Annotated in this window: 12 protein-coding genes; 4 read left to right on the top strand and 8 right to left on the bottom strand. The window is 40.6% G+C overall.

The features are described from left to right. Window positions 1-63: 63 nt before the first annotated feature. The 8 genes from BUL40_RS09660 to BUL40_RS09625 all read right to left on the bottom strand — a co-directional run bounded on the left by BUL40_RS09660 (window position 64) and on the right by BUL40_RS09625 (window position 8925). Window positions 64-2556, bottom strand: coding sequence for a glycoside hydrolase family 3 protein (locus tag BUL40_RS09660; protein ID WP_080319087.1), 2493 nt, complete (start codon window positions 2554-2556; stop codon window positions 64-66). Between the two features lie 63 nt (window positions 2557-2619). Next, window positions 2620-3363, bottom strand: coding sequence for a sulfite exporter TauE/SafE family protein (locus BUL40_RS09655; protein WP_080319086.1), 744 nt, complete (start codon window positions 3361-3363; stop codon window positions 2620-2622). 79 nt (window positions 3364-3442) lie between these two features. Then, on the bottom strand, window positions 3443-4297 hold the full coding sequence (locus BUL40_RS09650) for a DUF5694 domain-containing protein (protein WP_080319085.1): 855 nt from the start codon (window positions 4295-4297) through the stop codon (window positions 3443-3445). Between the two features lie 167 nt (window positions 4298-4464). After that, a complete protein-coding gene (locus BUL40_RS09645) occupies window positions 4465-4884 on the bottom strand; it encodes a CBS domain-containing protein (RefSeq protein WP_010517616.1) in 420 nt (139 codons plus the stop codon). Window positions 4885-5009: 125 nt separating this feature from the next. Beyond that, on the bottom strand, window positions 5010-5831 hold the full coding sequence (locus tag BUL40_RS09640; RefSeq protein ID WP_080319084.1) for a universal stress protein: 822 nt from the start codon (window positions 5829-5831) through the stop codon (window positions 5010-5012). Between the two features lie 19 nt (window positions 5832-5850). Further along, window positions 5851-7209 (bottom strand): oxygen-independent coproporphyrinogen III oxidase, encoded by a 1359-nt coding sequence (hemN, locus tag BUL40_RS09635; RefSeq protein WP_080319083.1) that lies wholly within the window; start codon window positions 7207-7209, stop codon window positions 5851-5853. 168 nt (window positions 7210-7377) lie between these two features. Next, complete coding sequence (locus BUL40_RS09630; protein ID WP_080319082.1) at window positions 7378-8109, bottom strand: energy transducer TonB; 732 nt, start codon at window positions 8107-8109, stop codon at window positions 7378-7380. A 99-nt stretch (window positions 8110-8208) separates the two neighbouring features. Continuing rightward, a complete protein-coding gene (locus tag BUL40_RS09625) occupies window positions 8209-8925 on the bottom strand; it encodes a DUF2490 domain-containing protein (protein ID WP_080319081.1) in 717 nt (238 codons plus the stop codon). A gap of 188 nt (window positions 8926-9113) precedes the next feature. Here BUL40_RS09625 and BUL40_RS09620 point away from each other — a divergent pair, with 188 nt between their 5' ends. From BUL40_RS09620 to BUL40_RS09605, 4 genes are read left to right on the top strand one after another with little or no spacing between them, the layout of a single operon-like run. Then, window positions 9114-9905, top strand: a complete 792-nt coding sequence (locus BUL40_RS09620; protein WP_010517624.1) for a universal stress protein — start codon at window positions 9114-9116, stop codon at window positions 9903-9905. 20 nt (window positions 9906-9925) lie between these two features. Continuing rightward, the gene (locus BUL40_RS09615) at window positions 9926-11764 is read left to right on the top strand and encodes an SLC13 family permease (RefSeq protein WP_080319080.1); all 1839 of its coding nucleotides are present in this window, start codon (window positions 9926-9928) and stop codon (window positions 11762-11764) included. Between the two features lie 21 nt (window positions 11765-11785). After that, window positions 11786-13414, top strand: a complete 1629-nt coding sequence (gene pckA / locus BUL40_RS09610; RefSeq protein WP_080319079.1) for a phosphoenolpyruvate carboxykinase (ATP) — start codon at window positions 11786-11788, stop codon at window positions 13412-13414. Window positions 13415-13425: 11 nt separating this feature from the next. After that, complete coding sequence (locus BUL40_RS09605; protein WP_080319078.1) at window positions 13426-14727, top strand: ATP-dependent 6-phosphofructokinase; 1302 nt, start codon at window positions 13426-13428, stop codon at window positions 14725-14727. Window positions 14728-14769 lie beyond the last annotated feature (42 nt).

Genomic DNA, 14769 nt, shown 5'->3' with positions numbered 1-14769 from the left:
AAAGGTAATCAAATTTTAATAACCTTTTATTCGCTTTTTAAATCCAATGACATTTTCTTAAGCTTACTGCCCGTTGCAGCCGGGTTTGGCATCTGCATCTGTAGCTAATTGTATTGCGGCCAGACCTAGCTGGGTACCCTGTGGGGCGCTTATGCTAAAAGCCGTGGTAATGTTGGACATATCTACACCTAATTTTTCAAAACAACTAAGGCTTAGCCGGTATGCTTTCCAATCTTGCCCGCTAATGGTTATGGCCAAGGTTCGGTTGCAAAGGCCGGGCGTACCGCACAACCCTATTTGTACGGTTGCGGTTTCTTGGCCAAAATTGCGCGCGTAGAAGGCCAGTTCCATGGCACCATTGCTTTCCCGGGCCATATCTACCGGGCTAGCGGTTACTAATTGCGCTTGTAACAATTCCGTAGACGTCCACTCTAATTTTAAGGCATCTTCTTGTGCCATATGGTCTGTCTTGGCTACCAATAAACCCCCAATGGAAGTTGGGAAACTGGCTACCTGCTTTACCAATTCGGCCGACTGTAGCCTCAGTTGCCAAGGAGCCGTTGCTTGCCCCTTAGCAAAAAATACACCGGTAGAGGCCACTATTACGTTTTCTAAACCAGCATTTTCTGGTAGCAACGGTACTTTTTCCGTACTGCCGTAATTTAAGCCATACCCCAGACCAAAAAGAACGTCTTTGGTTTGTGGCGCCAATGCGGTTGCCGGCCAAGAAAAGGATAGTTTACCGGTAAAATCATAGCCGGAATCTCGTTGAAACAACAGGTCTGAAACACCACCACCTTCACTACCCGGTAGCCAAGCGGCCACAAAAGCATCGGAATTATTTAGTTCTGGATTGGTCCACATGGGCCTACCGGAAAGGAAGACGCTCACAACCGAAATGCCTTTTTCTTTGTAGGTCGCTAATTTTTCGGTATCAAATCCGTTAGGTTCAAAATCCAAGTGCTTGCGGTCTCCTTGAAACTCAGCATACGGGTCTTCGCCAAAAACGGCAATGACCACATCTGCGGTAAGGTTGGTATCTGCCTCTGGCGAAAAAATAAGCTTCCCACCTTTTTTGGCCACTGCTTCTTTTATACCTTCTAAAATGGACTCCCCATTTGGAAACTCGTCATTGGTGTGCCCTTCGCCCTGCCAAGAGAGCGTCCACCCACCGGCAGCCTTGATAATATGTTCCGCACCATCGCCCACCACCAAAATAGTCTTACTGGCATCTAAGGGCAACAGTTGGTTGTTATTTTTAAGTAGCACTAGAGATTCCCGTACCGCTTGGCGTGCTAGGGCGCGATGCGCTGGTAATGCCAATTGGTTCTCATCTCCTGCAAATGGGCGCGTACTAGGGGCACCCTTTTCAAAAATACCCGAAGCCAATTTTACCCGCAATATCCTACGTACGGCATCGTCTAAACGTTCTAGGGTAATAGTGCCCTCTTTTACGTGTTTTAACGTGCTTTCATAAAGCCCTTTCCAGCTATCTGGCGCCATGAACATATCTACACCCGCGTTAAATGCATTGGGGCAGTCCTCATTGGTACAACCGGGTACTTGGCCATGGCCGTTCCAATCGCCCACCACAAAACCATTAAAGCCCAGTTTACCTTTTAAAACTTCGGTCAACAACTCATAATCGCCATGCAATTTTCTACCATTATAGCTAGAAAAAGAGGCCATTACGGTTTGTACACCTGCAGGGATGGCACTGTAGTATCCCGCTGCGTGAACGTTTAATAATTCCGATTCGTCAATTTTTGCATCACCTTGGTCTACCCCATTTTCCGTGGCACCATCTGCCAAAAAATGTTTGGCACAAGAAATTACGCGGCCAGCACCCATAAAACCTGCATCGCCCTTTTGGCCTTGTAGGCCCAATACAATTTTATCCGCGTAGCGGTTGGCCAAATCCGGCGCTTCTGAGAACCCCTCGTAACTACGCCCCCAGCGTACATCTTGTGGCACGGCCAAGGTTGGGGCAAAAGTCCAGTCGTGCCCAGAAACCGTTAGTTCATGAGCCGTAATCGCTGCCAATTTTTGAATGAGTTCTGGGTTATGGGTAGCACCCAGACCAATGTTATGCGGTAAAACAATAGCCCCTTCTAGATTGCCATGCCCGTGTACCGCATCTATACCCCATATAATTGGTATGGCTACTGCTACACCTTCTGCATCTACCGAAGCATTGTAATATTTATCTGCCATTTGTAGCCACGTTTGGGCATCTGCGTAGGCTTTATTGCCCGGGGCAGAATTACCCCCACTTAAAACGGAACCCAAGCGGTATTGCTTCACTTCTTCCGGTGTAACGGATTCGCTATCTGCCTGTATTATTTGTCCCACCTTCTGTTCCAGGGTTAGCTGTGGTAAAATACGGTCTATCCTAGCTTCTATTTTAGGGTCTAGGGGTTGGGGTTCAAAAACGGGCCAATCTGTTAGCATAGCTTTGGATTCTAGTAGCGGTTCCGGTGTTTTGGTTTGCTGTTTGCAAGCTAGAAAAAACAAGGCGGTAACTAGCGTGCACCTAAGTACGGCTTTGGTAAACATGTTGGTATAGTTTAAAAGAATAAATAGTCTGTTATTTGTTAGTTTGATGCCATAAGTTACTAATTATGTGGGTACTGAAGTGGTAAATACCTTTACCAATGTGGCTAGACCAATAAGCAAAATCAGCCCAAGCGAAATACGTTTAAAACGTTCTTGGGGAATATGATCCAGTAGTTTTTTACCCAGCCATGTACCTATAAAACCAATAAGTAATAAAAAAGGCACGTATACCAAGGTAGCTTTATGGATAAAACCATTGTACCAATATACAAAGGTCCTGGAGAAATCTATCATAAAATCGATAAAAGCCGAAGTGGCGATAAACACATTTTTCTCTAGGTTAAACATGGCCATGGTAAGCCCCCTAATGGCGCCTCCCGTACCTAACAAGCCAGCAGAAAACCCTGAGAGGCTACCCCCTATTAACGCATTCTTTTTATTGGGGTTTACTACCCAGTTGGATTTAATTAAGAAAGCAAGGGCCAGTACGACCAAAAAAAGACCCAAAACCAATTCTAAATTGCTACTCTTAAAATAATTGGCCAGCAAGCCACCCAACACAACAAATACCACGGAGGGTACACCAATTTGGAGCAATAGCGTTTTGTTGAGTCCTTTTTTGAATAAGGCTATTTTGCTTAGGTTGCTAGACAGGTGGTAAATAGCGGTGAGCCCCAAAACGGCCTCGAACGTAAAAAAAAAGTTGGCTATGGGCACAAAAAAAACCGAGGAACCAAACCCGCCAATGGTACCCAATATTTCTGCCAATAGGGATAACAGTAAAAACAGGTAACTTAAATTTTTCATATGCAATTATGCTTATTAAGTTGATACCCCCACAACCAGCCATCTTTGCCATTAAACTAAAACAAAAAGCACCCTTTTCTTACTCTTTCAACACTTGGGATACTTCTATCATTTTCCATTTGTTGTCTTGGTCTACAAAAATCTCGAACATGGCCGCGTGGCTAGAACCGGCCAAAACCATTACCCGCTCGTCTGTTGCGGCGGTATACTTGCGTACCAAAGACCACATGTACAAGTTTCTTTTGTACCACTCTGCCGTTAAGAACGCGCCATTAAACTGTTCTGTGTTACCGACAAGGGAAAGTACGTTATTGTGTAGGTTGTTGCTCTCGTACCGCATAGTTTTGGTATTCATACCCAAGGTTAAGGCAATCAAGGAAACACCCTTTTCTATTTGCGCATCAAAATCTGCACTAAACCATTTTAGCTTTTCTTCTATTTCTTGCTGTAATTGGGTCTGTTGGTTGGCTTCTATGTCTTCCATCACCTCGGTATACGGAAAGTTGGTATCCGTGTAATCTATGGCATATACCCGCTCTAGGTTATTGGCTTTGGCAACCCTAAACGCTAGTTGAAAAATCTCATTTTTTTTGTAAAAATTAGATAGGTTATTTTGTTTAAAATAGTTGCCCGCCTTGTACAGGTTGTAGAGTGAGTCTAGTTCTTTTTGTTCGTTATATGGCCATTCTACAAAGATTTTTGTAGGGTTATAGTTTACCAGTTGTTTGGTCATCTTATCCAAATCTTTTTGGGCACTAGGGCTTAGGATGTCAAAAGATTTGGTTTTGGCTACATCTGCTCCTGGGTTATGGTAATGAAACGTACCCAGCAAGAGTACTTCTTTAGGATTGGTTATGGCGGTTGCCTTATACTGAGCGCTAAGGGTAACCACTGTGGTTAAGAGTAGTAGGCAAAATAAAGTAGAAGTTTTCATTTTTCTGAATGGTTATTAATTGATTTAGGTAAAAGATGCACCATTTTAAAATTTGTTACACGCTAAATACTCTTTCGCCTTAAAAAAATGAGTCTTAACTATCAAAAAAGAGGAGGCTCTCCCAAACCTCCCCAAACAATACCTTGTGGATTCGTTTAAGTTTCCGTCTAGTATTGCTGTAATAAGTAGTTAATTAAATCCGTAGTAGTCACTATGCCAACCAGCTCATCGCCATCTACTACTGGCAATGCATGAAACTCTTTTTGGCTCAAGAACAGGGCTACATCCCTTATGGTAGTGTGCCGCTGCACGGTAACCACATCTTTTACCATCACCTGTTCTATGGTAAACATATTGTAGACCATGGTATCTACCTCTTGCTCATCCTCGTCTATGGCATCTGCAAAACTTATACGCATTAAATCCGTATAGCTCATCATTCCAATAATACGTGCGCCCTCGGTTACGGGTATATGTCTTATGTTGTTCTTTTTGAACAATTCTTCTGCCGTCACCAAATCGTCCGTAGTACTAAGGGTTACCACATTTTTTGTCATTATCTCGGATACGGGTACTCGCTTTTTCATCACCTTTTAGTTTTAGTTTATACTACAAGTTACTTTTTATAAACAGCTAAAAACATGACAATTATCAGATTGCACAAAAAAGGCGCTGTAAACAGCGCCTAAGAAAACCAATCTAAAAAATGTAATTATATTCTAAAGGTAACCACAGGTATTTCGCTATGGTTGGCAATATCCTCACCTATACTTCCCATAAAAAAGTGGGCTAGACCTTTACGCCCATGCGTAGGTATGGCAATCATATCCGCAGCATTTTGTTCGGCATAGGCAAGCACCCCTTTTTCTACGGTATAATCGTTATAAATGTCTACCTCAACACCTAAATTGGCCTCATTTAAAAACCTAGAGATACGTTCGTAAGCGTCTTTTGTGCTTAAAAAGTTGTCTGCAGGGGTATTAATAAAGACCAGCTTGAGTTCCGCACCCAAAAGCTTTGCAAACGTTACCACACGCTTGGCCACGTGGGCCGATTCTTTTTTGAAATCTGATGCAAAAACAATACGTTCCGCATTAAATGTATCGTAATTGCCCTTAACCACCAATACCGGTACTTCTGCATTGCGCACTACACGCTCCGTATTGGAACCAATAAAAATTTCTTCCAAGCCATCTACTCCGTGTGATCCCATTACAATCATATCTGCTTCGTGTTTTTGGGCTACCTCATTAACCTCTGAGAACACTTTGTAATGTTTAATAATTGGGGTAACCTTTACCGATTCTAAAAACGGTTTTTGAAGGAATTTTTCAAAACGCTCTTCTGTGATTTTTAGCAAATGCACCATATGTTGCGGCGGTATTAAATCTGTACTAGAGGTTACCGAGGGCGATAGCTCTAGCATGTGCATTACAAACAATTCCGCATTGTTCTTTTTGGCAATATCAGCAGCTACTTTTAAAGCTCTTTCTGATTGTTCCGAGAAATCTATAGGTACTACAATATTTTTCATATGCTTCTAATTTTGGGGTTTATATGGTCATGGAAAACAACTTGGTTTCCGGTTTTTTACGTTGTAATTTTAAATCTAGTGCCATACTTATGTTACGGATAAAAGGTTGCCCTTCTGGGGTTACCTGTATGCCCTGATCATCCATAATCAAAAGTCCATCGTTCTGCATTTCTTGCAATCTTTCTTGGATGGCCTGCTTATCTATAAAAGCCGCATCTTCTTGCTGCCACTCTGTTTTAAAACGGCACATTAAATTAAGAATATGTTTTCTAATAATGGTATCTTCATCCGTAAGAATGTGACCTCTAAAAACCGGTATTACGCCATTGCCCACCAATTCTTGGTATTCTTCTATACTCTTGGTGTTCTGTGCAAAGGCATACCAACTATCGCTTATACTGCTGGCACCAAGACCAATCATTACTTGTGTTTTGGAGGGCGTGTACCCCATAAAATTTCGGTGTAATTTACCTTGCGTGGACGCCATGTACAATTCGTCTTCTGGTAGCGCAAAATGGTCCATGCCAATATCTTTATAGCCCATGCTTTCCAATTGCTTTTTGCCCAGCTCATATTGCTGTCTTTTGGTTGTAGCGCTTGGCAGGTCTTCTTCTTTAAAACCGCGTTGTCCATTACCTTTTATCCAAGGTACATGCGCATAACTGTAAAAAGCTATACGGTCTGGCCTAAGGTCGTTGGTCCGTTCAATGGTATGCGCCACGTCTTCTAGGGTTTGAAACGGTAGGCCATAAATTAGATCATGCCCTACTGAGGTATACCCAATTTCCCTAGCCCATTGGGTTACCTTTTCTACTTGCTCAAAAGGTTGTATACGGTTAATGGCTTTTTGTACGGTGCTATTATAATCTTGAACACCATAACTTACCCGTCTAAAACCAACGTTATACAACGCTTGTAAATGTGACTTGGTGGTATTGTTAGGGTGCCCCTCAAAACTAAGTTCCGCATCTTGCGCTTTGTGCGCCTTTCTAAAAATTTGCTGTAGTAACCAACCTAGGTTTTCTGGAGCAAAAAAAGTAGGAGTACCACCCCCAAGATGCAACTCCTTAATAGTTGGTTTTTCGGCCAACAAGGTTACATACAAATCCAATTCTTGTAGTAATGCTTTTAGATAAGGTATTTCTACATCGTGCCTTTTGGTAATGCGCTTGTGGCAACCACAAAACGTACACATTTGTTCGCAAAAGGGCAGATGAATATAAAGGCTTATCCCCTCTTCTTTGCTTTCTATAAAACTTTTACGCAAAGAAGCCTCCCATTGCTTTCCGCTAAAAGAAGCAATATCCCAATAGGGTACCGTTGGATAACTGGTATACCTAGGACCGGGAACATTATATTTTTGAATTAAACTACACATACCTGAAATAAATTATATTCCAAAACTATAGGTTGTAGCAGGGATAAAATATGATAATTGTCAGCTTTGCAAGTAATTTAATTAGCTGTTAACCGGTAAAACGTACACTAAAAAAAGCCCCATACACCTAAGTATATGGAGCTCTTGCAAGTAACAATATAAAACCCTCTACTGCATTTGCATTACAAAATTTATAGGTACGGCATACCTAACAGTTGCCGGTCTACCACGTTGCATTCCCGGTTTCATGGGGGGCAATAAAGCAATGATTCTACCTGCTTCTGCCTCTAACAATTTATCCGGACCTCTTTCTAGTATTTTACTTACTTTACCATATTGGTTTATTTCAAACTGAACATATACCCTGCCTTGAATACCTAATTCTATTGCCGTACTAGGATATTTGAAGTTGGTTTTAATGTGTTCTTGAATCATCTCATTAAAACAAGTTTTACGCTCCGCATTGGTGGCCAAATTTTCACAACCCGGAAATACCGGTACATCTTCTATTACGGCAAAAGGAACACTTATTTCTTCTTCTACTTCTTCTACCTCTACCTCTTCTACGCTTACTATGGCATCTTCTACGTACGTTTCTTGGCTACTTTCCGTACTTTCTATAATGGTTTCTTCTACCTCTACCATATCTTCTACAATAGCAATTACATCTGGTGCAGCAGGAGGTGGTGGCGGGGTAACCGTTTTTATCATTTCAGTTATCGGTACCTCCTCATCCATATTATCCATAACATTAAGTACCGTATCATATTCTTTAACCGTATCATAGGTTTTGTATTCTAACAATCTCCATACGGTAAACAAGACAATGGCAAGACCTATTACAAAATAAAGTCCGCTATTTCTATTCAAATCTGCTTGTGGGTTTTTCTTGCGTTCCATGACTTTGTTATTTATACCCTAAAGGTATTACCTCTAAATGCCTTAAAACATGATATTTATCAGTTCAGTTATAATTCCGATAAAAACCAATGGCAACTATTAAGGTGTGTTGTTAACAAGGTCCACGGTTTTTTTTGCAATACGTGTTTTAAAGTATATAGCTACCCGTATACGGTCGTAGTTTTCTCCGTTTACATGGTTCTTTAAATAACCTACCTCTAAGCAAACATTTGGATGCACCGCTTTACCTACCCCTACAAAAAAACGATTCTGTAAAAAATCTAGCTCTTTAAACTCAAAGAAAGATTCATTGGAAACTTTAAAGTAAGTGGTTGTCGTAAACGGTTTTTTGTATTGTAACCGGTGTCTAAATCGTGTACGGAAAGATTTCCCGTTAGGTCCATTAAGCCATCTATTTTCTACCCTATAACGTTGTGTAAACGTACTAGTGTGCTTAACACCTGCCTCTTGGTACCACCAGAATTGTGACTTTTCTTGCAAATTATTAGGATGCTCAAAGGGGTGGGTATCCAAAAAGGCCACCCCAGTACCAACATACCATTGCTTACTTAGCCTATAATTTAAGCCCGTTCTTAAAAATCCAAATTCTGTTTCTTGCGCATAATTGTATTGGCGCCATATGCCTACAATTGGTATACTCCAATGGTCTCCAAGAGCATTATCACCGGCCACTATAAACCAAGTACCTACTTGGTTTTTTAAGTTTTCTTGAGCTTGAGTGGTATCTGGATTTAATAGTAAGATCAAAAGCCAGATGAAAATGAATTGGAAGCTATTGCTTTTTAAAGACCACATACACCTATTATTACTTGTTTGTGTAAAGGTCTTACGGATTCCAAACCAAATTCATGACAATTATCATGAACTTACTATTATAGGTTAATTTCATGTAAAGTTTTGAAAACGTGACATCTGTCATGTTTTAGGAAGATACCCGCCCGTACTTTTGAAGTGTTACTAATAATCATTTTAAAAGACCAGGTATGAACACAATAAAAACCATTTTGGTTCCCTTTGATTTTACGGAAGCAGCTATAAATGCATTGGATTATAGCATGACGTTTATAGGTTTTGAAAACAATGTAGCTATAAAAGCGCTTTACGTTAGTCCCAATCCATTTACAGCGCTAGATATAAAAGAGAGTGAGGCCAGTTTTAATCGAATTTTAAAGCAACTGAACAAGAAAACCAAAAATCGGCCAGAACTGGTTCTGGTACAAGGTAAACTTACCGATGTAATTCTATACCAAAGGGAATTTATGGCTGCGGATATTATTTTCATGGGTACTATGGGCGATCAAAGTGCAGATGATCATGTTACCAATACATCCAAACTGGTTTTAGAAGCGGAATGCCCTATTCTTACCGTTCCGTATAATGCAGAAATGGTATTACCTAAAGAAATAGCCTTGGTTTTGGGTAGCGAAGAAATAGAAAGACCAAGTGTGCTGAACTTATTGTTAGATATAGCTAGAAGTTTTAATGCAAAAGTTCATGTGCTTACCATCTACAAAGAAAACATTCTAGAAGAAAAAGCAATTGTTGAGGGCAATGAAGAAACCTTGGAATATTATCTGGAACATTTTTATGCCGAACACAATTTTGAAAAAAATCAGGATGTGGAAAAAGGTATCCTAGATTTTATAGCAGAGAAAGAAATTGATTTGTTGGCCATAATACCTAGAAATCATGCCCATAAAACAAGCCCCTCAGAAGGTAGGTTAACCAAATTGTTGACCCTACATGCCACCGTACCTGTTTTAACCTTGGATTAACCCCGCAATAAACACAAGATATGACACTAGTACTAGTCATACTATTTATAACCATAGCCCTATTTATATGGGGAAAATTTCCGCCAGATGTGGTAGCCCTTATTGCCATGCTCTCTTTATACCTTTTTGGCATTTTAGAGGTAAAAGAAGCCTTAAGTGGCTTTAGCAATACTACCGTAATCATGATAGCCGCATTATTTATTATTGGTGAAGGTTTATCTAGAACAGGTTGGACTGCCTTGGCAGGTAAATTCTTTGTAGAATGGGCGGGAAAAAGTGTTCCAAAACTTTTGGTGATTGTAACATTGGGTGCCAGTATCTTATCTGGTTTTGTTAGTAATACAGGAACCGTTGCGGCACTATTGCCGGTAACCGTATCCGCTGCTTGGAATGCTGGCACCCTACCATCAAAATTACTTATGCCCGTGGCTTTTGGCTCCAATACCGGAGGCTTATTAACGCTAACCGGAACACCACCCAATATTATTGCAAGCAATGCTCTTGTAGAAAACGGATTTGAAGGTTTTTCATTTTTTGAGTTTGGGCTTATAGGTTTGCCTTTATTATTGGTAGCTATTTTATACTTCCGGTTTATTGGGCACAGGTTATTGCCCAAAAATAAAACGGCCAATAAGCCAGTAGATTTAGATGCCGAAATGCTAAAATGGATGGAAGGATATAGCATTGGAGAAAACCTTTACCGATTTAGGATTCGCTCCATGTCTCCTTTAATCGGTACCCAAATGGGCCATTGGAATTTTGAGGAAGATTTTAAAGTTAGCATCATGCGACTTAGACGTAGACATCCTAGTCCGTTACAACAAAAAACACCGCTATTTGTTGAGTTGCCTAGTGCTGACACAGAAATGCGATATCATGATATTATTACCGTTAAAGGTGAAGCAGCAGCTGTAAACCGACTAATGCAAACCTATAGCTTGGGTATTTTACCGGCGCCATCAGAAAAAGACGGATTAAAAGAAGAATTTATAAACCAAGAGGTAGGTATGGCAGAAATGCTTATAACCCCAAAATCTATTTTTGTTGGTAAGCAAATAAATTTAGGGCAATACCTCAAAAAATCTGGGGTGCAACTCTTGGCTGCTTCAAGAAACAATAGGCCATTAAAAGGAGAGATAACCATTAATGCCGGTGATGCCTTTGTAATAAGGGGGCCATGGCATAACATAGAATCGTTAAAAAACCTTTATGAAAATGTGGTAATCATTGGTAGTCCAGAAGCCATGGCAAAGAATGTAACGGCTCTTACCCCAAAAAGCTTTATTGCTATGGGTACCCTATTACTCATGATCATCTTATTGGTATTTAAAATAGTACCCGGAGCAATAGCGGCACTGCTCTGCGCGGGTATTATGATGCTTACGCGCTGTGTACCCATATCTAAAGCCTACAAGGGTATCAGCTGGACCAGTGTAATTATGATTGCCGCCATGATACCCATGGGTATAGCACTACAAAAAACAGGTGTAGCCCAACTAGCTGCAGAAAATTTGGTGAGCTTTTTGGGCACGTGGCACCCCGTGGCTTTGTTAGGCGGTATTTTTCTGTTAACAACCGCCTTTAGCCAAACCATTAACAACTCGGCAACGGCAGTACTTATGGCCCCTATAGCCTTAATTGCCGCTACAACTTTAGGTGTATCTCCCAAGCCCTTTTTAATTACAGTGGCCATTAGTGCTTCAACAGCATTTTTAACACCGGTAGGTACTACCACCAACGCCATGGTTATGACCGCTGGGGGGTACAAATTCATGGATTACGTAAAGGTTGGCGGGCCCTTACTGCTACTCTTTTTCATAACAACATTAATACTAGTTCCCCTTATATGGAATTTTTAAAAACCTTAAAAAACAACAACAATGGAAGCAGTTATTCAAAACACTAGAAACTTAGAACAATACGGCCTTAAGAACACCAAGGCTAATTGGAATTTAGATGGGGAAACCCTCCAAAAAATTACCCTTGAAAAAGAAATGGGGGTAGAAACCGATAATGGAACCTTGGCCATAAAAACAGGAAAATTTACAGGTCGCTCCCCAAAAGACCGCTTTTTGGTAAAGGATGCGTATACCAAAGACAAAGTTTGGTGGGGTAGAATAAATAAACCTATTAGTCCAGAACATTTTGACCAATTAGAAACAGAGATTAAAAATTACCTTTCTGGTAAAGAAGTATATGTTAGGGATGCCGCGGTTTGTGCAGACCCACAATATACCATGAACGTACGTGTGGTAACAGAATACCCATGGTCTAACTTTTTTGTAAAGAACATGTTCTTGCGTTTATCAGAAGCAGAATTAGAGAATTTTGAGGAAGATTGGTTGGTTCTTTGTGCACCTGGATACGAGGCAAAAAACCCAAAGGAATTTGGTATTATAGCTGGTAATTTTTCAATATTGAACTTTACTAAAAAAATAGCTTTGGTAGGCGGTTCTGCGTATACCGGCGAGATTAAAAAGGGTATTTTTTCGGCATTGAACCTAATTCTACCGGTAGAAAAAAACGTTTTACCCATGCACTGTTCCGCCAATGTTGGAGAAGAAGGAGACACCGCTATTTTCTTTGGATTGTCCGGTACCGGAAAAACCACCTTATCCGCAGACCCCAAAAGAAAATTGATTGGGGATGATGAACACGGATGGACAGCAGAAAACACCATATTTAATTTTGAAGGTGGGTGCTACGCAAAAGTTATTGACTTGACCGAAGAAAAAGAGCCAGATATTTACAGAGCTATAAAACCAGGGGCTTTATTGGAAAATATAGTGTTTAAAAAAGGCACCAAAGAGGTAGATTTTTTTGATAGTACCATTACCCAAAATACTAGGGTTAGTTATCCAATAGACCATATAGATAACATACAGGTACCCTCCTATGCTAGCAATCCAAAGAATATTTTCTTTCTAACCTGTGATGCCTTTGGGGTTTTACCACCCGTATCTAAATTAACACCAGGGCAGGCCGCCTATCACTTCATATCGGGTTATACCGCAAAAGTGGCGGGTACTGAAGCGGGTATAACTGAACCCGTACCTTCTTTCTCTGCTTGTTTTGGAGAACCCTTTATGCCGTTGCACCCAACCAAATATGCAGAAATGCTCAGCAAAAAAATGACAGAAGCAGGTGTAAATGTTTGGTTAATAAACACAGGTTGGAGTGGCGGCCCCTATGGCGTAGGTTCTAGAATTAAGCTAAAGTATACCCGGGCCATGATTTCTGCAATTTTAGAAGGCCAACTAGCCGATGTGGATTTTGAGTCACATCCTATTTTTGGTTTACATATGCCCAAATATTGCCCCGGTGTACCTTCAGAAATTTTAGACCCAATGAATACTTGGTTACAAAAAGGTGCTTATATTAGTAAAGCAATACAATTGGCACATTCTTTCCATATTAACTTTGACAAATTTGCCAGTGAGGCATCTGATGAAATTTTAAATGGAGGACCGCTAATTGATTCGCACCACACATTGGCCGATCACTTTTAAACCTAAAATTTATGTTCCAAATTAATCAATTGGGAACACCCAAAATAGCATCCCCCTTACAGTTAAGTACTGTTAAGGGGGATAATATCTTCAATTTTATCAAAGATGAGGATAAACTTATTTATGACCTTTCCCTAGAAAACTATCAACAATGCATTGCAGATGGTATTGCACCAGTTTGGTTAGAAAAGGCAGGACCAAGACAATTTTTACATTTTGACCCCAAACAAACAAAAGCGGCTATTGTTACCTGTGGCGGTTTGTGCCCAGGGCTTAACAATGTAATTAGAGGCATAGTCATGGCCTTGCATTACTTTTACGATATTAAGGATATTCTAGGCATACGTTACGGTTACGAGGGTTTAAACCCTGAAGCGGGCCATGAATTTTTAAAATTGACCCCAGATGTTGTAAAGGATATTCACCATCATGGTGGTACCATTTTAGGCTCTTCCAGAGGAGGCCAAAGTGTAAGTACCATGGTAGACACCCTAGTTGCAAATAACATTAATATTTTATTTACCATTGGTGGTGACGGTACCCTAAAGGGAGCTAATGCCATAGGCGAAGAAGTAGCCAAGCGTGGTGCCAATATTAGTGTAGTGGGTATACCTAAAACTATTGACAATGATATTGATATCATTGACAAGTCTTTTGGGTTCGAAACCAGTTTTGACATTGCCAGCCCAATAATTAGAGATGCACATAATGAAGCGGCTGGCGCACTAAATGGCATTGCAATTATAAAAGTGATGGGTAGGGACAGTGGCTTCATAGCTGCATCTGCCACCTTGGCCATGCCAGAGGTAAACTACGTATTGGTACCAGAAATGGATTTTAACCTTTACGGTGAAACGGGTTTTTTAGAGTTATTAAAAAAGCGCTTATTGGATAAAAAACATGCGGTAATTGTTGTGGCAGAGGGTGCAGGGCAACATTTGATACAAAAAGCGGCAGAAGTTAAAGATGCCTCTGGTAATATACAGCACGAGGATATTGGTGTTTTTTTAAAAGATAAAATCAAAGCGTATTTTGCGGATAGCCTGCCTGTAACCATTAAATACATAGACCCTAGTTACATTGTACGTAGCGCACCTGCTAATAGTAGCGATAGTATTTTTTGTAGCAGTTTGGCATACCAGGCAGTGCACGGTGCCATGGCAGGTAAAACACAATTTGTTGTGGGCAAAGTAAACAACAAGTTTGTATACCTACCTATAGCGGCCGTTACAACAAAACGTAAAAAGATAGATTTAGAAAGCGAATTTTGGTTCGCCGTATTACAAAGTACAGGGCAACCTTTCTCTTTTTAGTTGGTTAACTATTAATTTAATAGAGCACCTTTTGTTACGCCA

Origin of the sequence: Croceivirga radicis (genome assembly GCF_002072105.2) — a bacterium.
GTDB classification, from domain to species: domain Bacteria; phylum Bacteroidota; class Bacteroidia; order Flavobacteriales; family Flavobacteriaceae; genus Croceivirga; species Croceivirga radicis.
Note: the sequence above shows the minus strand (reverse complement) of the source record. Positions and strands in the feature narration are given on the sequence as shown.